Annotated in this window: 16 protein-coding genes and 1 pseudogene; 9 read left to right on the top strand and 8 right to left on the bottom strand. The window is 66.6% G+C overall.

Going from position 1 to position 15,962, the window contains the following annotated elements; all coding sequences use genetic code 11:
- Positions 1–28: 28 nt before the first annotated feature.
- From OUO20_RS16600 to rraA, 3 genes are all read right to left on the bottom strand, one after another.
- Entirely contained in the window at positions 29–1,468 is a 1,440-nt protein-coding gene (locus OUO20_RS16600; protein ID WP_026265837.1) for a sugar porter family MFS transporter, read from the bottom strand.
- A gap of 200 nt (positions 1,469–1,668) precedes the next feature.
- Complete coding sequence (locus OUO20_RS16595) at positions 1,669–3,333, bottom strand: MDR family MFS transporter (RefSeq protein WP_268002195.1); 1,665 nt, start codon at positions 3,331–3,333, stop codon at positions 1,669–1,671.
- Positions 3,334–3,404: 71 nt separating this feature from the next.
- Positions 3,405–3,926 carry a ribonuclease E activity regulator RraA gene (rraA, locus tag OUO20_RS16590; protein ID WP_268002194.1) on the bottom strand — a complete coding sequence of 174 codons (522 nt, stop codon included), beginning with the start codon at positions 3,924–3,926 and terminating at the stop codon, positions 3,405–3,407.
- Between the two features lie 143 nt (positions 3,927–4,069).
- Here rraA and OUO20_RS16585 point away from each other — a divergent pair.
- The 6 genes and pseudogenes from OUO20_RS16585 (at position 4,070) to OUO20_RS16560 (ending at position 9,604) form a co-directional block, all read left to right on the top strand.
- Positions 4,070–5,352: pseudogene (locus OUO20_RS16585) on the top strand (MFS transporter).
- 137 nt (positions 5,353–5,489) lie between these two features.
- Positions 5,490–6,098 (top strand): TetR/AcrR family transcriptional regulator, encoded by a 609-nt coding sequence (locus OUO20_RS16580; RefSeq protein WP_134164906.1) that lies wholly within the window; start codon positions 5,490–5,492, stop codon positions 6,096–6,098.
- Between the two features lie 288 nt (positions 6,099–6,386).
- The gene (locus OUO20_RS16575; protein WP_142070184.1) at positions 6,387–7,586 is read left to right on the top strand and encodes an NAD(P)-dependent malic enzyme; all 1,200 of its coding nucleotides are present in this window, start codon (positions 6,387–6,389) and stop codon (positions 7,584–7,586) included.
- Positions 7,587–7,680: 94 nt separating this feature from the next.
- The gene (locus OUO20_RS16570) at positions 7,681–8,184 is read left to right on the top strand and encodes a DUF456 domain-containing protein (RefSeq protein ID WP_018769725.1); all 504 of its coding nucleotides are present in this window, start codon (positions 7,681–7,683) and stop codon (positions 8,182–8,184) included.
- A gap of 40 nt (positions 8,185–8,224) precedes the next feature.
- Entirely contained in the window at positions 8,225–8,617 is a 393-nt protein-coding gene (locus OUO20_RS16565; protein WP_268002193.1) for a nuclear transport factor 2 family protein, read from the top strand.
- Positions 8,618–8,626: 9 nt separating this feature from the next.
- Complete coding sequence (locus OUO20_RS16560; RefSeq protein ID WP_268002192.1) at positions 8,627–9,604, top strand: hypothetical protein; 978 nt, start codon at positions 8,627–8,629, stop codon at positions 9,602–9,604.
- 13 nt (positions 9,605–9,617) lie between these two features.
- Here OUO20_RS16560 and OUO20_RS16555 read toward each other — a convergent pair whose 3' ends face one another.
- The gene (locus OUO20_RS16555; RefSeq protein ID WP_018769722.1) at positions 9,618–10,277 is read right to left on the bottom strand and encodes a LysE family translocator; all 660 of its coding nucleotides are present in this window, start codon (positions 10,275–10,277) and stop codon (positions 9,618–9,620) included.
- A 107-nt stretch (positions 10,278–10,384) separates the two neighbouring features.
- On the opposite strand from OUO20_RS16555, the gene OUO20_RS16550 reads away from it, so the two are divergent.
- Positions 10,385–10,840, top strand: a complete 456-nt coding sequence (locus tag OUO20_RS16550) for an Lrp/AsnC family transcriptional regulator (protein WP_268002191.1) — start codon at positions 10,385–10,387, stop codon at positions 10,838–10,840.
- An 18-nt stretch (positions 10,841–10,858) separates the two neighbouring features.
- Here the strand turns inward: OUO20_RS16550 and OUO20_RS16545 are convergent, their stop codons facing one another.
- The 3 genes from OUO20_RS16545 to OUO20_RS16535 all read right to left on the bottom strand — a co-directional run bounded on the left by OUO20_RS16545 (position 10,859) and on the right by OUO20_RS16535 (position 13,551).
- A complete protein-coding gene (locus tag OUO20_RS16545; protein ID WP_442781092.1) occupies positions 10,859–11,371 on the bottom strand; it encodes a hypothetical protein in 513 nt (170 codons plus the stop codon).
- 140 nt (positions 11,372–11,511) lie between these two features.
- Complete coding sequence (locus OUO20_RS16540) at positions 11,512–12,984, bottom strand: WXG100 family type VII secretion target (RefSeq protein WP_268002189.1); 1,473 nt, start codon at positions 12,982–12,984, stop codon at positions 11,512–11,514.
- A gap of 99 nt (positions 12,985–13,083) precedes the next feature.
- Complete coding sequence (locus OUO20_RS16535; protein WP_018769718.1) at positions 13,084–13,551, bottom strand: Lrp/AsnC family transcriptional regulator; 468 nt, start codon at positions 13,549–13,551, stop codon at positions 13,084–13,086.
- A gap of 325 nt (positions 13,552–13,876) precedes the next feature.
- Here OUO20_RS16535 and gluQRS point away from each other — a divergent pair, with 325 nt between their 5' ends.
- A complete protein-coding gene (gluQRS, locus tag OUO20_RS16530) occupies positions 13,877–14,776 on the top strand; it encodes a tRNA glutamyl-Q(34) synthetase GluQRS (protein WP_144601176.1) in 900 nt (299 codons plus the stop codon).
- 9 nt (positions 14,777–14,785) lie between these two features.
- Positions 14,786–15,409 (top strand): HD domain-containing protein, encoded by a 624-nt coding sequence (locus OUO20_RS16525; protein WP_018769716.1) that lies wholly within the window; start codon positions 14,786–14,788, stop codon positions 15,407–15,409.
- Here OUO20_RS16525 and OUO20_RS16520 read toward each other — a convergent pair.
- Complete coding sequence (locus tag OUO20_RS16520; RefSeq protein ID WP_134164916.1) at positions 15,376–15,924, bottom strand: flavodoxin domain-containing protein; 549 nt, start codon at positions 15,922–15,924, stop codon at positions 15,376–15,378. The two genes, OUO20_RS16525 and OUO20_RS16520, sit on opposite strands and share 34 nt — an antisense overlap.
- Positions 15,925–15,962 lie beyond the last annotated feature (38 nt).

Below are 15,962 nucleotides of genomic sequence, written 5' to 3'. Positions count from 1 at the left end.
GAAGGCCGCCAAAAGTGATGGGGCGTTGCTAGGCCTTGGCGGAGCCCTTGGGTACGAACAGCGTCTCGGCCTGCTCCAGGGACATGCCGTTGGTCTCCGGGACCTTGAACATGACGAAGAAGAAGGAAGCCGCAGCGAACAGGGCGTACATGGCATAGGTCAGCGGCAGCGAGCCCGCTGCCATGACCGGGAAGCTCAGGGTGATCACGAAGTTGGCCACCCACTGGGCCGCTGCGGCCAGGCCCAGCGCCCGGGCACGGATCCGGGACGGGAAGATCTCGCCCAGGAGGACCCACACCAGCGGTCCCCAGGACGCGCCGAAGCTGATCACGAAGACGTTGGCGGCCACCAGGGCCACGGGGCCCCACGCGCCCGGCAGGCTGATGTTCTCGCCGCTGCCTGTTGCCGAGGAGAACGCCACGGCCATGGCGCCCAGGGACACGGCCATGCCCACGGACCCGGCCAGCAGGATGGGCCGGCGGCCCACGCGGTCCACCAGGGCGATGGCCACGAGGGTTACCAGGATGTTGGTGACGGAGGTTGCCACCGAGATGGCCAGGGAGTCCTTCTCCTGGAAGCCCACCGCCTTCCACAGGGTGGTGGAGTAGTAGAAGATCACGTTGATGCCCACGAACTGCTGGAGCACCGACAGCGTGATGCCCACCCAAACCACAGCCTGCAGGCCAAAGGCCTTGCCGCGGAGGGACCCCTTTTGCCCGGCCAGCTTGTCTTCCTCAATGGCTTCCCGGATGTCCCGGATATGCCGACCGGCATCCTCGGTGGGTGCGATGGACTCAAAGACTTCCCGGGCCTGGTCCTCTTTGCCCTGGAACACCAGGAACCGCGGGGACTCGGGCAGGGTGAACGCCACCCAACCGTAAACGACGGCCGGGACGGCGGCGGCCAGGAACATCCAGCGCCATGATTCAATGCCCAGCCAGAAGGCCTGGTCCGCACCGCCGGCACTGGTGGCCAGGAGCGCGTCAGACAGCAGCGCGGCAAAAATACCCGTAGTGATGGCCAGCTGCTGCAGCGAAGCCAGGCGGCCGCGGACCTTTCGCGGCGAAATCTCGGAGATGTAGGCGGGCGCGATGACGGAGGCCAGCCCAATGCCCAGGCCGCCCACCAGGCGCCAGAACACCAGGTCCCAGACGCCGAACGCGAAACCCGTGCCCACGGCGCTGACCAGGAACAGCAGGGCGCCCAGCTTCATGGCCGGAATGCGGCCGTAGCGGTCCGCCACCTTGCCTGCCAGGAAGGCGCCGGCCGCGCAGCCCAGCAGGGCAATGGCTACGGCGAAGCCCGTGACGGCCTCTGACAGGGCAAATTCTTCCTTCATGGCGTCCACGGCGCCGTTGACCACCGATGAGTCGAAGCCGAAGAGGAATCCGCCCACCGCCCCCGCGAGCGCCAGCCAGATCACCCGCCGCGGTATCCCGGTTGTGGTCTGCTCCTGTGCAGTGGGCATGGTTCTCCCTGGGTTTGGGGGTTTTATGGATGCGGTGCGGACGTCGTCGGCTGCGGTACCGGCAGAATGGCCGGCGCACACGCGCTAAACAGTGTGGCACGTCACCGCCCGAGGTTCCACTTGGCGCCGTTTGCCCCGTTAACGCAGGACGACGACGGCGGGCTGTGCCGCCGTCGTCGTCCCACCCGTGCGCTTGCGGGCTAGTGCGCCGGAATCTCCATGCTGTCCTTGTCCTGCGGGGATGCCTTCTGGTCGGTCAGCTTCTTCCGCGGAAGGGCGAAGCTGATGAGGAACGCCAGGCCGGTGAGCGCCGCGGCCGTCAGCATCACGGTGTCGATGGCCGTGGCGAAGCCCTCGGTGATGGGCCTGGTCAGGGTGCTGTTGGCGGTATGCAGCCAGCTGGTGTCGTTCAGGGAGTCGTTCGAGGCGCCGTTCTTGAAGAATTCGTAGAGCTTGGCGTTGGCAGGGTCCGACGCGACGGCAGGGTCCTTCAGGACGGCCAGGTAGGCGGGGTCCGTGGTGGCGGCCTTCATGCCGTCGGCAATGCGGCTTGCCGCCATGCTGAAGAGCATGGAGATGAAGACGGCGGTGCCCACGGCGCCGCCCATGGAGCGGAAGAACGCTGCGGAGGAGGTTCCCACGCCCATGTCCCGCGGCGGTACCGAGGTCTGCATGGCCAGGGTGAGCGGCTGCATGCAGAAGCCCAGGCCGACGCCGAAGAAGACGGCGATGAGTCCGGGGACCCAGAGTTCGGTGTCCACTGCCAGTGAGAAGCCCATCACCAGGGCGGCGGCGGTCAGGATGCCGGTACCCATGATGGGGAAGATGCGGAACGTGCCGGAGGCCGAGATGGTGCGGCCGGCGGTGATGGAGCCGAACAGGATGCCCACGGTGAAGGTGATCATCATCAGGCCGGCCTCGGTGGGGGTGAGGCCCTTGACCAGCTGGAGGTACATCGGAAGCATGGCGATTGCGCCGAACATGCCGATGCCGATGATGAAGTTCAGCAGCGAGGACAGTCCGAACGTGATGTTGTGGAAGAGCCGGAGCGGGATGAGGGCGTAGTCGCCGGCGCGCTTCTCCGCCAGCAGGAACCAGGCAATGCCCACCACACCCAGGCCGTAGCAGAGGAAAGAGTTCACGGAGGTCCAGCCCCACGTGCGGCCCTGCTCAGCCACCAGGAGGAGCGGAACGATGGCCACGGTGATGGCGGCGGCGCCCCAGTAGTCGATTTTCTGTTTCAGGTGCTTGGCGGGCAGGTGCAGGAACAGGAACACCACCGTCAGCGCGGCAAGGCCAATGGGAATGTTGATGAAGAAGACCCAGCGCCAGCCGTCAAAACCGAGGATGTTCGCCGAGCCGGCGAATGCCCCACCCACCACCGGGCCCAGGACCGAGGAGATGCCGAACACGGACATGAAGTAGCCCTGGAACTTGGCGCGGTCCTTGAGCGAGACGATGTCGCCGATGATGGTCAGCGCCAGGGCCAGCAGGCCGCCGGCGCCAAGGCCCTGGATGCCGCGGGCAACTGCGAGTTCGGTCATCGAGTGGACCGAGCCGGCGTAAAGCGAGCCCACCAGGAAGATGAGGATCGCGGTCAGGTACAGCGGGCGGCGTCCGAAGATGTCACTCAATTTGCCGTACAGCGGGGTGCTGACCGTGGAGGTGATCAGGTACGCGGTGGTGGCCCACGCCTGCAGGGAGAGCCCGTCCAGGTCATTGGCAATGGTGTAGATGGAAGTGGAGACGATGGTCTGGTCAAGGGATGCCAGGAACATGCCCAGCATCAGGCCCACCATCACGGTGACGATCTGGCGTTGCGTCAGGGTTTCTCCGGGGCCGGGCGCGGCAGTGGTTTTGGACATGGGTGCTCCAAGGGGAAGGAAAGGATATAAGCAGCGATAGTTGCTTTCAGTAACTATCTTACTCGTTGTTTTTATTCCCCGCCCTGCCGGGCTTCCTGCTGGCGCTCCACGAGGATGCCGTCCGGATCGCACCAGACGATGGCTCCGGGGCGGAAGGTCACGCCGTCGATCACCACATCCACGTCAACCTCGCCGGCCCCCGCCTTCTGGCTCTTCCTGGGGTTGCTGCCCAGGGCCTTGACGCCAAGGTCCAGGTCCGCGATCGCCAGCCGGTCACGGATGGCGCCGTTGATGACGACGCCGGCCCAGCCGTTTGCCACGGCGCTTTCGGCGATCATGTCCCCCATCAGGGCCGTGCCCAGCGATCCGCCGCCGTCCACCACCAGGACCGCCCCGTTCCCCGGTGACCCCAGCGTGGACTTCACCAGGGCGTTGTCCTGGAAGCAGCGAATGGTGCGGACCGGGCCGCTGAAGTGCGAGCGGCCACCCAGGGACTGGAACTGCAGGGAGACGGACGCCAGCTCGTCGCCGCGCTCATCGTAGAGGTCGGCGGTATTGACCGCTGTGCCTTCGGTCGGGGTGGGTGCGCTCATCTGGTTCTCCTCGATACTCGGCAATTTGTTACCCGGCAACGTGATCCCCCGGGCGGCGTTGACCGCCGCGTGCCCGGTGGCCCGGTACCGCCCACGATAGTCTGATTCCACCGCCAGCCGGCCGCACCAGGGGGAGCACGCCAATGAGTCCGTTCAACACGCCCGCGCCGCCGGATGATGCCGCAGGCAAAACCGCGACGGCGGCGCTCGCCGAGCCGGTGCAGAAGGTCACCGCCCGTTGGGTCACCGGCCTGGTGCTGGTGAACGTGGGCATCAACGCGGCGTTCTTCGGTCCCATCAACGTGTTCATCGGCCAGCAGGCCATCAGCATTGATGCGCCTTCCAAGGAAGCCATCCTCTCGCTGGTGACGGCCTGCGGTGCGGGGGTTTCGCTGGTGGCCAACCCCTCTTCGGTGCCCTCTCGGACCGGACCACGTCCCGGTTCGGCCGGCGGGCCCCGTGGGTGCTGGCCGGGGCAGTCCTGGCCACGGCGGCGCTGCTGGCCATGTCCTTCTCTGCCGCGGTGGCCCTGATGGTGCTTTTCTGGTGCCTGGTGCAGCTGGGTGCAAATGCCGCGTACGCGGCCATTACCGCCGCCGTCCCGGACCGGGTTCCCGTCATCCAGCGCGGGGGAGTGGGCGGACTCGCGGCCATGGGGCAGACCCTTGGCATCCTCACTGGCGCGGTTTTCGGGGCAGTGGTCTCCGGCAACTTCATGGTGGGCTACTGGCTGTGTGCGGGCGCCCTGCTGGTGTCCGTGCTGCCGTACCTGTTCCACCGGAATGATCCCGCCCTGCCCAAGTCCGGGCTGGAGGCTTTCCGGCCCAGGGTTTTCCTCAAGGGTTTCTGGATCAGTCCCCGGCGCCACCCGGATTTCGCCTGGGCCTGGCTCACGCGCTTCCTGGTCAACGTGGGAAACCAGCTGACCATCGTCTACCTGCTCTTCTTCCTGCGTGACGTCATAGGCCATGAGGATCCTGCCGCGGGGGTTCTGGTCCTGACGGGTATCTACGCGGTGATGGTCATGGCCACCGCGGTGGTGGCCGGTCCCTGGAGTGACCGGGTGGGCAGGCGGAAACCGTTCGTCATCGCCTCCTCGGCCACAATCGCCATGGCCGGAGCCATCATGGCCTTCTTTCCCGTCTGGCCCGGCGCGCTCGCCGGCGCCGCCGTCCTGGGCGTCGGTTTCGGCGCCTACCTGGCCGTGGACTTTGCGCTGCTGACCCAGGTCCTGCCGTTCGCCGTCAGCCGCGGCAAGGACATGGGGATCATCAACGTGGCCAACTCGCTGCCGCAGGTGGTTGCCCCGGGACTGGCGCTGCTGGCCGTGGCCTACTGGGGTGGCTACCGGACGCTGTTCCTCACGGCGGCTGCCATCGGGCTGCTGGGTGCCGTTTTCGTGGTGAAAATCAAGGGCGTCGACTGACCTGCCGGTGCCCGAAACTAAGGCCGCTGACTAATTAGGGCACACGCCTGTGCCGTATAGTTGAACCGGGCTGCAGGGCGGTACGGAAGTGGGGGCGCTCCTGGCCGCAGTCCCTACGACACAACCCCGGAATGCTGATGCCCGAGACTTTTTCAGACCATCCGCCCATGGCCGCCCGGCCTTCCGCTCCACGCCAGCGCCTCCGCTACACGCGGATCCTGGACACCGCCGCAGGGTTCGCCCGCACGGGTCTTGACGCCGTGGAACTCTCCGAAGTCGCAGAAAAAGCGGACGTGCCACTGGGAACCCTCTACCGTTACTTTCCGTCCCCCACCCACCTGATGCTGGCGCTGTACCGGCAGCAGCTGGACGAGCTGCAGGCCGGTTCCCGGGGCTCGTCGCCGCGCTTCCGGGGCCGGGCGCTGTCCGGCCTGCTGATGGAAATCTTCCACATGCGCGTCATGCAGCCCGCGGTGGAGCAATGCCTCAGCCGGGGCGTGTACCACCCGGACAAGGACACCACCGCACTCCTGCGCGAGATTGATGCACTCAGCGAAAAGCTCGTTGCGGGTGCCTGCGGCGACGCCGTGGGAGCCAGGGTCCTCCTCCTGACCGTCACTGGTCTGGTCCAGTCCGTCCGGAACCGGCGACTGTCCCTCTTCGAAGCCGAGGAGGACCTGAAAAAGGCGTGCGGTCGGCTGTCCCCCGGGGCCGAGGCGGGCTTCACAGTGTCCCGGTCGGCGTAACTGGTCTAGACCAAAAGGCAATTAAATACGCCATAATGCCGTGATCTGGATCACAAATCGTCCTGCATAAACGTTTTGTCAGGCTAAAGCTGTGTCAAGCAGGACCCGGCAGCCCTTTCGGGCCTGCCTACCATTGGGGCACAGGAGCGGCAGGGCGGAAACATCCCCGGCGTTCCCGCGGACCCGCCACCCTTGGGTTTCCTGTCGCACTACCTTCCACGCCTGGGCCCGGGAGGGCCCGGTTCCCGATGTGCCGTGTGCCCACGGCCAGCACCAGGAGACAACGACGTGTCCATTGACGCAATCACAGCCACCGACGATTCAGCAGCCACGGCCTTGACCGAAGACGAAATCTTCACGGCCCACCAGGGCGGCAAGCTCTCCGTCACCAGCACTGTTCCGCTGTCCAACAAGCGGGACCTGTCCATCGCCTACACCCCCGGAGTGGCCGAGGTGAGCCGGGCCATCCACGCCAAGCCCGAACTGGCCCGCACCCTGACCTGGGCCGAGCGCCTGGTGGTCGTGGTCAGCGACGGCACTGCCGTCCTGGGCCTGGGCAACATCGGGGCCAGCGCCTCGCTGCCGGTCATGGAAGGCAAGTCCGCCCTCTTCAAGACCTTCGGCGACCTTGATTCCATCCCCCTGGTCCTCAACACCACGGACGTGGACGAGATCGTGGAAACCCTGGTCCGCCTGCGCCCCAGCTTCGGCGCCGTGAACCTTGAGGACATCTCCGCCCCGCGCTGCTTCGAGCTCGAGGAAAAGCTGATCGAAGCCCTTGACTGCCCGGTCATGCACGACGACCAGCACGGAACCGCCGTCGTGGCCCTGGCAGCGCTGACCAACGCCGCCAAGGTGACCGGCCGCGGCCTCGAGGGCCTGAAGGTGGTGGTGTCCGGCGCCGGCGCGGCGGGGATCGCCGTCGCCGAGATCCTGCTCGCAGCCGGGATCACCGACGTCGTCCTGCTCGACTCCCGCGGAGTCATCAACAGCGGCCGCGCCGACCTCGCTGCCAGCCCCGACAGCAAGAAGGCCGACATCGCCGGCCGCAGCAACCCCCGCGGCATCACCGGCGGACCTGCTGAAGCGCTGGCCGGTGCCGACGTCTTCATCGGCGTCTCCTCCTCGAAGCTGGACGAGGCGCACCTGGCATCGATGAACCAGGACGCCATCGTGTTCGCCCTGTCCAACCCGGATCCCGAAGTCCTGCCCGAGGTGGCCGTAAAGTACGCCGCCGTGGTGGCCACCGGCCGCAGCGACTTCCCCAACCAGATCAACAACGTCCTGGCGTTCCCCGGCATCTTCCGCGGTGCCCTCGACGCCGGCGCCCGCCGCATCACCCCGGCCATGAAGCTCGCAGCGGCGCGCGCCATCGCCGGGCTCGCCGCCGAGGACCTCTCGGCCGACTACATCGTCCCCAGCCCGCTGGATCCCCGCGTGGCACCGGCGGTCACCGCGGCCGTCGCCGCGGCGGTGGAAGCGGAGTAAATCCCCTTTCCGGCAGAAACCACGACGGCGGTGCCTCCTTCCCCGAAGGAGGCACCGCCGTCGGGCGTTAAGGGCCGGCCCTAGACTGAAGTCCATGAGCTCCGAAACCGTGGTGACCATCCTGTGCGGCCTGGCGATCCTGGTGGGGGTGGCCGGCACCATCATTCCCGTCCTGCCAGGCAGCGTCCTCATTGGCGTGAGCCTGCTGGCGTGGGCCATCTGGGGCGGCGCCGGGTCTGCGGGGTGGGTCGTGTTTGCGGTGGCCATGATCTTTGTCGCCGCGGGGATGACGGCGGGTGCCGTCCTCACCGGCAGGAAGCTCAAGCAGCATGCCATTCCCAGCCGCAGCATTGTGGTGGCCCTCGTGGCGGGCGTGGTGGGGATGTTCATCATCCCTGTGGTGGGCCTCTTCGTTGGTTTCGCGGCCGGGCTGCTGGCCAGCGAGTTCCTCCGGACTCGGAATTTTTCGACGGCGGCGAAGTCCAGCTGGGCCGCGCTGAAGGCCACCGGGCTGGGGATGCTCGCGGAGTTCGGGCTGGCCTGCCTTGCCGCCAGCACCTGGGTCATTGGTGTGTGGATCGCCGCCGCCAACGGCTGAGTCCATTGCGCCCCGGACCCTGCCCGGGTACAACCAAGGTATGACCCAGCCAGCTTCAGCCCGGGACCATGTCCACGCCTGGATGGAAAAATACCAGGCTGCCTGGACCAGCAACGGCGCCGATGACATCCGCAACCTGTTTGCCCCGGACGCGCTCTACGAGACGCGTCCCCATGATCCCGAACCCTGGCGCGGCCAGGACGGGATCGTCCAGGGCTGGCTGGCGGCACGTGACGAGCCGGCCGACTGGACGTTCAGCTGGGAACTGCTGGGGTGCGACGGCGACACCGCCTTTGTCCAGGGCCTCACCACCTACTCGGGCGGCAGGCCCACGTACGACAATCTGTGGGTGATCAGGTTTGATGGATCCGGCCGTGCCCGCTCCTTTACTGAATGGTTCATGGCGGGGAAGCCGGAGATCCCTCCCGGTTAGCATGGAAAGATGAGCGCCGGGGAGACCGCACCGATCTACTGGGACCACCGCGACCTCACACCGTTCGGGCAGGCCCAGCTGCGCACCCCTGTCCACGACCTTGCCGGGGGAGTGGGCGGCCTGCTGACCGGCGTCCTCGGCGGCCGCAACCCTGCCCTGCTCTCCATCGACGGCGAGGTGCCGCGGCTCAAGCGGCTGCTGCCCAAGCCTGCCAAGGCGGTTCATGAAGCCGTCTTCACCAGCCACGAACCGGAGCGCCTGATCACCCTGGCGCGCGCCTACCCCGGGTGGGCGGGGCTCTGCTACCTCATGGGCGGGCTCCTGGCGTACAAGCACGGCGGCTACCCGCGGGCGTCGGAACTCCTGCAACGGGGGCTCGCCACCCGCAATGACGACGAAGCCAACCGTTACTCATCGACCTACCTCACCCGTATCGTCACCCGGATCGAACTGGCCGAGCGGGTGGAGATCCCCGTGCTGTTCAGCGAGGAATCGGTGTTCCTCGCCCTGTCCCATGCGCTGCGCGAGACGGGCCGCACCGAAGCGGCGCTCGACGCACTGGGCGGGCTGCCGCCATCGCTTCCCATGGCCCTGGCGCGCTGCTCGCTGGCCCTCACCCTGGGACGAAGCCGCACGGTCATTGACTGGACGGAGGGGCTGCTGAACGCGGACGATCTCTCCGCTGCCCTGCTGCTGGTCCGCGCCCGTGCCCTGCGGCGTGAAGGCCGGCTGGAGGCTGCGCACCAGGCCATCGCCGAAGTTTTGCGCCGCCGCAAGACACACCTTGTGCTCCGCAACGACGCGCTGACGGACCGGGCATTGCTCGTGCTGGAATCGGGCCGGCGGTCGCTGAATCCCCGCGACTGGGGACGCCGGCGCGGGGACCCGGAACCGCAGCGCGAACTCGAGGCGCCGCCGCCCATCCGCAAGGATGAGGAGATGCGGCGGATCTGGGAGCAGGACTGGAAGGAACTCGGCGGAGAGTAGGAACCCGGACCGGCTACTGGGGGCGGCCGGCCAGGAACGGCACCAGCTGCTCGCCGAGCAGCACGGCCCCCAGTGCCACCATGATGATGCCGCTGGCAAGCGTTACTGCCCGGGCGGCGCCGGGCCTGCTTTGCAGCAGGGAGCGCGAGAGCAGGGCCACCACCGTGTAAACCAGGCCCGCCAGTGCCACGAACGTCATGCCCAGCAGCCCGGACTGCACCGGCACGGGCAGGGAGGCCTCGGAGCTGACGAACTGCGGTATGAGGGCCACATAAAAGAGCAGGCCCTTGGGGTTGATCCCGCTGGTGCCCATCCCCTGCAGGAAGGTGCGCAGCTGTGTTCCGGCGGCCTGTATTCCGGCGGCGCCGGGCGCGTCCGCGCTGAAGCTCGCGCCGCGCCAGGACCGGAGGGTTCCCACCCCCAGCCACAGCAGGTAGCCCGCGCCGGCCAGGGTAATCCAGCCCAGGACCCCGGGCATGCCTGCCAGCACGGCGGCCAGCCCGGCCACCAGCAGGACGGTGTGAAGGACGTATCCGCCGCAGAGCCCGGCAACCGCGGGGACGAAACTGCGCTGCCGCAGGCCCGCCGCGATGGTGTAGGCCCAGTCCACCCCCGGCGTGCAGGCCAGGGCTGCAGCAACCACCAGGAAGGCAAGGAACAACTGCGGGTTCATCGGGTTTCTCCTGTCGAAGGGCTCTCAGGAGCAACCATAGGGAGAATCCAGCCATAAGTGCTGTCCTGTTTTCGCCCGCCCCGCGGTGACAGCAGTATGTTTATTGCGTGATAGACAAGATTGACAGGAATATCTTGCGGTACCTCCAGGAGGACGGGCGCATGACCGCCACCGCGCTGGCAGCGAAGGTGGGCCTGACGGTGGCTCCCTGCCACCGGCGGCTGCGCGACCTGGAGCGGTCCGGGGTGATCCGCGGGTACAAGGCAGACATCGACCCCGCGGCGGTGGGCCTGGGATTCGAGGCGATCGTTTTCGTCACGCTCCGCCAGGTGGACCGCCCCACCATGGAGATTTTCGAGAACCGGGTGGCGGACAACCCGAACATTGTGGAGGCACAGCGGCTGTTTGGTTCCCCGGACTATCTGCTGAAGGTCATAGCGGAGGACCTGCCGGCGTACCAGCGCTTCTACGACACCGAGCTCACATCGCTGCCCGGCGTTGAACGGCTGACGTCAACGCTGGTCATGAAGAACCTCAAGTCCAACGCGGGCCCGCCCGTCTAGGTCCCCGCGGTCCGCAAGTCAGTCGGCAGGCAGAATGTGGACGATGATCACCTGCGTGTCCTTGCTGCCGTCGTAGCGGAGATCGTAGTTCACCGTCAGTCCGGTGCCTGTTCCCGGCGTGATGGAGAAATCGCTCTTGGAAGCAGGATCCGCCTGGGTGCTGCTGATCCATTCTTCAGCCGGCTCCGCTGCTATCCCGTAGCGCTGCACGCCGTCCCTGATCAACTCAAAGTACTCGTCAGGTGAGCTGGCGGTGAGGAAGTAGGTGACCTCGCTGAAGTCCGTCCGCCGGTCCGTGGTGTTGAAACGGATCCGGTCCGTTTCGGCGGTTATTTCGCCGTTGGGCGCCAGGATGCTGAGGCTGATCTTGCCCGAACCCCGGGTATTGATCTCGGGGCCGTAACTGTCCTTGGTGACGCGGACGGCGTCCTTTTCCAGGCGTCCCGAGCTCATATCCAGGCGGGCCGTCCCGGTGGTGCGGATACTTTCCACGCCGGCGGCGTCAAGGGTGGAGAAAGCGGAGGTTTTCACGGGGCTCCCTGCAGAAGATGAAGTGGCGGTGGTCGGATCGGCCGGAGTTGGCGCTTTGCAGCCGGCCAGGACAAGGAGTGAAACGAGGGCAATGACGACGGCGGTCCGTTCGCCGGGTGCGGCGCGTCGGCGGGGCGCAATCACTGGTGGACCTCCGCGTCGAACCCGTCAAGGAACCGGTCCATGATGCCGGGAATGTTGTTGGTGGGACGGTACTGGTCCACCCGGCCGTCAAAGTCGGAGCCGATGATCTGCGCCGCCCGGTCCGGGTCCGTGGCCAGAAGATGTTGGTAAGCGGGGAGGGTGTCCTGCCGGATGAGGTTCCAGCGCTGGTCCGCGTTGGCGATGTTGCCGTCGGGGAAGCCCGTGGTGAAGTCGGTGCGGAACTGGGCGGGATTGTCCCAGCTGGTGAAGGGGATGTTCTCGGGCCCGGGGCTTTCCACGCTGAAGCTGTAGGGAAACACCTCGGGGTAGCTTTTGGCGCCCGGGATGGAGGGTTCCCCGGCGAGCGTCACCATATAGGTCACGGCTTCCCCTCCAGGGTGGCCGCGCATGTTGTCGTAGTCGTCCGCGATAATTTCGTTCTGCTCGCGGTACAGGAGGGCCGTGTTTCCTTCACGGACCTGGTCGGGATCTCCCGAATCGATCTGCGCCCACGCGTTGGCCGTGGCCTGGTCGATGGCGCCGGAGTCGCGAAGGCGGTTGATCTCATCGATGCCGCCGTTCAGATACGCCTGGTGCTGGCGCGCCTGGTCCAGGAAGATTTCCTTGTTCATGTCCAGCATGCTGGTTTCATAAAAGCGGATTTCCGCATCCGTCATCCCTGCGAGCTGTTCCAGCTGGTCCAGGACGGGAAGGGGGATGTCCGAGGCTGGATTGTCGGTGATTTGTTGAGCCAAATCCCGCAGCATGGCCATGTCCCGGAATCCGCCGGCGAAGGACGGGCCAATCATATTGGCCATGCCTGCCCACTGCAGGTCCGGGTTGGCAAGGTAGGCCTGGCCGTAAAAGTCGTAGACCTTGGTGATGGTCTCCCAGTTGTATTCCGTACCTTTTGACGTGTCCCAGTCGGCTGGATCAATGCCCATGTCCAGCATCGCCTGCCGGTTCCAGTAGGAATTGAGGAAGTCCTGGTAGCCCTTGGAGTTCTTGCTGATCAGGCCGGAGTCCGCCGCGGCGTCCATGGCGGTTTTGGCTGCCTCCGGGTTCGCCTGGGCCCACTGGCGGAACCCGTCGCTCAGCAGGTAGGCGCGCCGCTCGGCCGGGGTCATGGCATTCAGTCTGTCTGTCAGGTCCTGGGCGGTTCCGCTCCCGGATCCGCCCGACCCGGGTCCTCCCGGTCCACCAGTGCTGGCCTTCTCCTGTTCGTCCGCGTTGGCAAGGAGTGTCCTGGCGGCCGACTCCAGCCCTGCCGTTGCCGACCTCAGCAGCCTGGCGTGCGATGACGTCCACTCGCTGCGGAACCTGTCGCCGTCGCGCCCTTTCCACAGGCCGGAACCAATGCTGCTGCTGAGCTGCTGCCCCAGGACGTTGAGCCGGTTGGCGCCGGCAGCCAGGTCCTTGGCGAGTTGCCGCAGCTGCTCCACATCGCCGCCGTAAAAGTTTCCCGCCATGCTGCCCCCTGTTGGCTCCCCCGCTGTTGGCTCTTCCGTGCCAGCCTAACGGGGCATCCTCCGTGCGGCGATGGGGAGTGGTGCCCCTGTGGTCCCCGCCTACTCGGCCTGGTCCCCCAGGAGCCCGGTGGTCCGGTACGGGATGACTTCGCGGAGGAACATGCTGGTGGACGTGCGGACGATGCCCGGGCAGAGCCGGATCTCCTCCGACACCCGGTAGAGGTCGTCGGGGCTCTTGGCCACCACGCGGATCAAGAGGTCGGTATCGCCGGCCGGCGCATGGCACTCCAGGACTTCGGGAATTTCACGCAGGGCAGCGATGGCCTCGTTCAGGTGGCTCTGGTCCAGCTCTGCGCTGACCGCGGCGGCCACGCCCCGTCCCAGGGCCGCCGGAAGCACCCGGCTGCTGTTGGGGCGGAGGGCGCCGGATGCCGTCATCCGCTCCAGCCGGCTCTGGACGGTTCCGCGCGCGAGGCCCAGCCGCTGGGCAAGCACCATGATGGGGACACGCGGATCCTGGTCCAGGGCATTCAGGATGCGCCGGTCGGTGGCGTCCAGTTCCTGCAATCTGACCACTTCCTGTTGCTGCTGGCCTCAGGGATTGATCAAACTGATCAACTCAAGTTGGGCCAATTGTCCCAACTGTATGTTCTCTGCTGGAATAGTGGCAACAAGGACAAAAGCTACCGCTGGTCCGCGCAGGCTACAGTTTCCCCGGCACACCACCCGGCACCTGGACACCGCTTCCCGCAAGGAAGCCGCCGCTGATTGACGCTTGTTCACACCACGCTCATTCTGCAAACACGGCAAGAGCCCCTGAGCTACCGACGCCCGCCTCCCGGAGTCATCGGTAGCTGAGGGGCTCTTGTGTGCTTCCGTTTAGGGTTAATCCATGACCTCCGCCGGCCGCTTCGCCCCCAGCCCGTCCGGTGAGCTGCACGTGGGAAACCTGCGGACCGCAATCCTCGCCTGGCTTTTCGCCCGCTCCACCGGACGCCGCTTCCTGCTGCGGGTGGAGGACCTGGACCGCGCCCGCGCAGGAGCGGAGGCCGTGCAGCTGCGCGATCTGGCGGCAGTGGGCATCACCTGGGACGGCGATGTGGTCCGGCAAACCGACCGCGGGCCCCTCTACGCCGCGGCGATCACACGGCTTGAAGAGTCCGGCCTGACGTACGAGTGCTTCTGCACCCGCCGCGAGATCCAGGAGGCGCCGTCCGCCCCGCATGCTCCGCAGGGTGCCTATCCCGGCACATGCCGCAACCTGGACCGGGCGGAACTGGACTACAAGCGGTCCACGCGGCCGGCCGCCATCCGCCTGCGGGCGGATGTGCGGGAATACACGGTCCAGGACGTCCTCCACGGCGAGTTCACCGGGGCTGTGGACGACTTCGTGCTTCGCAGGAATGACGGGGTAACCGCCTACAACCTTGCCGTCGTGGTGGATGATGCCGCGCAGGGCATAGACCAGGTGGTCCGCGGCGACGACCTGCTCCCCTCAACGCCCCGGCAGGCTTATCTCGCCTCGCTCCTGCATATTCCCGTCCCGGAATATGTGCATGTTCCCTTGGTGGTGAATCGCGACGGCCTGCGGCTGGCAAAGCGCGATGGAGCGGTCACGCTGGCGGACCTCGCCCAGGCCGGGGTGGGTGCCCACGACGTGCGGAACCTGCTGCTGGAGTCCCTGGGATTACCCGCCGGAACGCTGGGCCACGCACTGCAGGCCCTGGACCCGGCACGGTTGCCCCGCGAACCCTGGGTGTGGCCCGGGATGGACCGCCCGGCCGCTGGCTAAGCTTGGTAGATGTCAGACGAGCACATTCCGGCCCAGGCCCGGACGCCAAGGTTCACGGTGGAGACCGCCAAAGTCCTCGCAGAGGTTGCCCACAACCGGCAGAAGGACAAGCTGAAGCGGCCCTACCGGGACCATGTCCTTGCCGTCGGGGATGCCCTGGCGGACTTCGACGACGAGATCCGGATCGCGGGTTACCTCCACGACATCGCCGAGGACACACCGATGACACGGCAGGCCCTGCTGGACATGGGGGTTCCCGAGCGCTCCGTGGACATCATCGAGCGCGTCACCAACCGCCTGCACAGCGACCCCGACGATTACCAGTCCGGCATCCGTGAGATCGCCGGGGACCATGACGCCGCCCTGGTCAAGATCGCCGACAATGCGCACAACTCCCTGCCCGAACGCGTCCAGGCGCTGGCGGAGAAGTGGCCGGACAAGCCCCCGGTGACAAAGTACCGGGACGCCAGGCCGGTGCTTTACGCAGCCGTGGAGGTGGAGGAGGTCCGCAAGATTTTGGCTCGGGCCAATCCGTGGCTGCTGGAGGAATTCGACGCGCAGCTGGATGAGGCCGATGACACCGACTACGAGAACCTCCGCTACGATTCCGGCCCGGGCTCCCGCTCCAAGTAGACCAGGAACTCCTCCGCGAACCGCCGCACCCCGTCCCATTCCGTGTAGATGTAGTCGCGGCCGGTGTCCGTATCCGGGCTGCCCTGGCCGCTGACGATCTTCTTCATCATCATGCGCTTGAGGAATCCGTACTGGGTGTAGAGGAGGGCGCCGCCGAACATCGCCACCTTGTCAGGATGCCAGCCGGTGCTGTCCTCGAACTCCGCAACGTACTTTTCCGCCTCTTCCGGCTCCGCGTGCGCCGAGAGGCTGACCGAGAACAGGGCGGCCGGCAGGCGCTCCAGGCCGGACCGGTTCCGGCGGACAAAATCGGCCACGTAGCCCTCGTGCTTCCCGGCATGGATGGAGGCACCCACTATGACGCCGTCATAGCCGTCAGGCAGGCCGTGGTCTGCGTGCTTGAGGTCCAACGTGTCGGCCTGGTGCCCGTGGGCCTGCAGGACATCAGAGATGTAGTCGGCGATGCGGGCCGTTTGCCCTTCCGAAGTTCCGTACGGGATCAGGATTCTTGCCATGACCACTACTCTGGCGTCCGCCCGGAACCGGGCAAAGG

Origin of the sequence: Arthrobacter sp. FX8 (genome assembly GCF_026723805.1) — a bacterium.
Lineage (GTDB): Bacteria > Actinomycetota > Actinomycetes > Actinomycetales > Micrococcaceae > Arthrobacter.
This window is presented reverse-complemented; position numbering and strand designations above follow the sequence as displayed.

Bases quoted from the DNA above. Each gene is read 5' to 3' on its own strand.
- OUO20_RS16600 (WP_026265837.1), bottom strand. From the start codon at position 1,468: ATGCCCACTGCACAGGAGCAGACCACAACCGGGATACCGCGGCGGGTG.
- OUO20_RS16595 (WP_268002195.1), bottom strand. From the start codon at position 3,333: ATGTCCAAAACCACTGCCGCGCCCGGCCCCGGAGAAACCCTGACGCAA.
- rraA (WP_268002194.1), bottom strand. From the start codon at position 3,926: ATGAGCGCACCCACCCCGACCGAAGGCACAGCGGTCAATACCGCCGAC.
- OUO20_RS16580 (WP_134164906.1), top strand. From the start codon at position 5,490: ATGCCCGAGACTTTTTCAGACCATCCGCCCATGGCCGCCCGGCCTTCC.
- OUO20_RS16570 (WP_018769725.1), top strand. From the start codon at position 7,681: ATGAGCTCCGAAACCGTGGTGACCATCCTGTGCGGCCTGGCGATCCTG.
- OUO20_RS16565 (WP_268002193.1), top strand. From the start codon at position 8,225: ATGACCCAGCCAGCTTCAGCCCGGGACCATGTCCACGCCTGGATGGAA.
- OUO20_RS16560 (WP_268002192.1), top strand. From the start codon at position 8,627: ATGAGCGCCGGGGAGACCGCACCGATCTACTGGGACCACCGCGACCTC.
- OUO20_RS16555 (WP_018769722.1), bottom strand. From the start codon at position 10,277: ATGAACCCGCAGTTGTTCCTTGCCTTCCTGGTGGTTGCTGCAGCCCTG.
- OUO20_RS16540 (WP_268002189.1), bottom strand. From the start codon at position 12,984: ATGGCGGGAAACTTTTACGGCGGCGATGTGGAGCAGCTGCGGCAACTC.
- gluQRS (WP_144601176.1), top strand. From the start codon at position 13,877: ATGACCTCCGCCGGCCGCTTCGCCCCCAGCCCGTCCGGTGAGCTGCAC.
- OUO20_RS16525 (WP_018769716.1), top strand. From the start codon at position 14,786: ATGTCAGACGAGCACATTCCGGCCCAGGCCCGGACGCCAAGGTTCACG.
- OUO20_RS16520 (WP_134164916.1), bottom strand. From the start codon at position 15,924: ATGGCAAGAATCCTGATCCCGTACGGAACTTCGGAAGGGCAAACGGCC.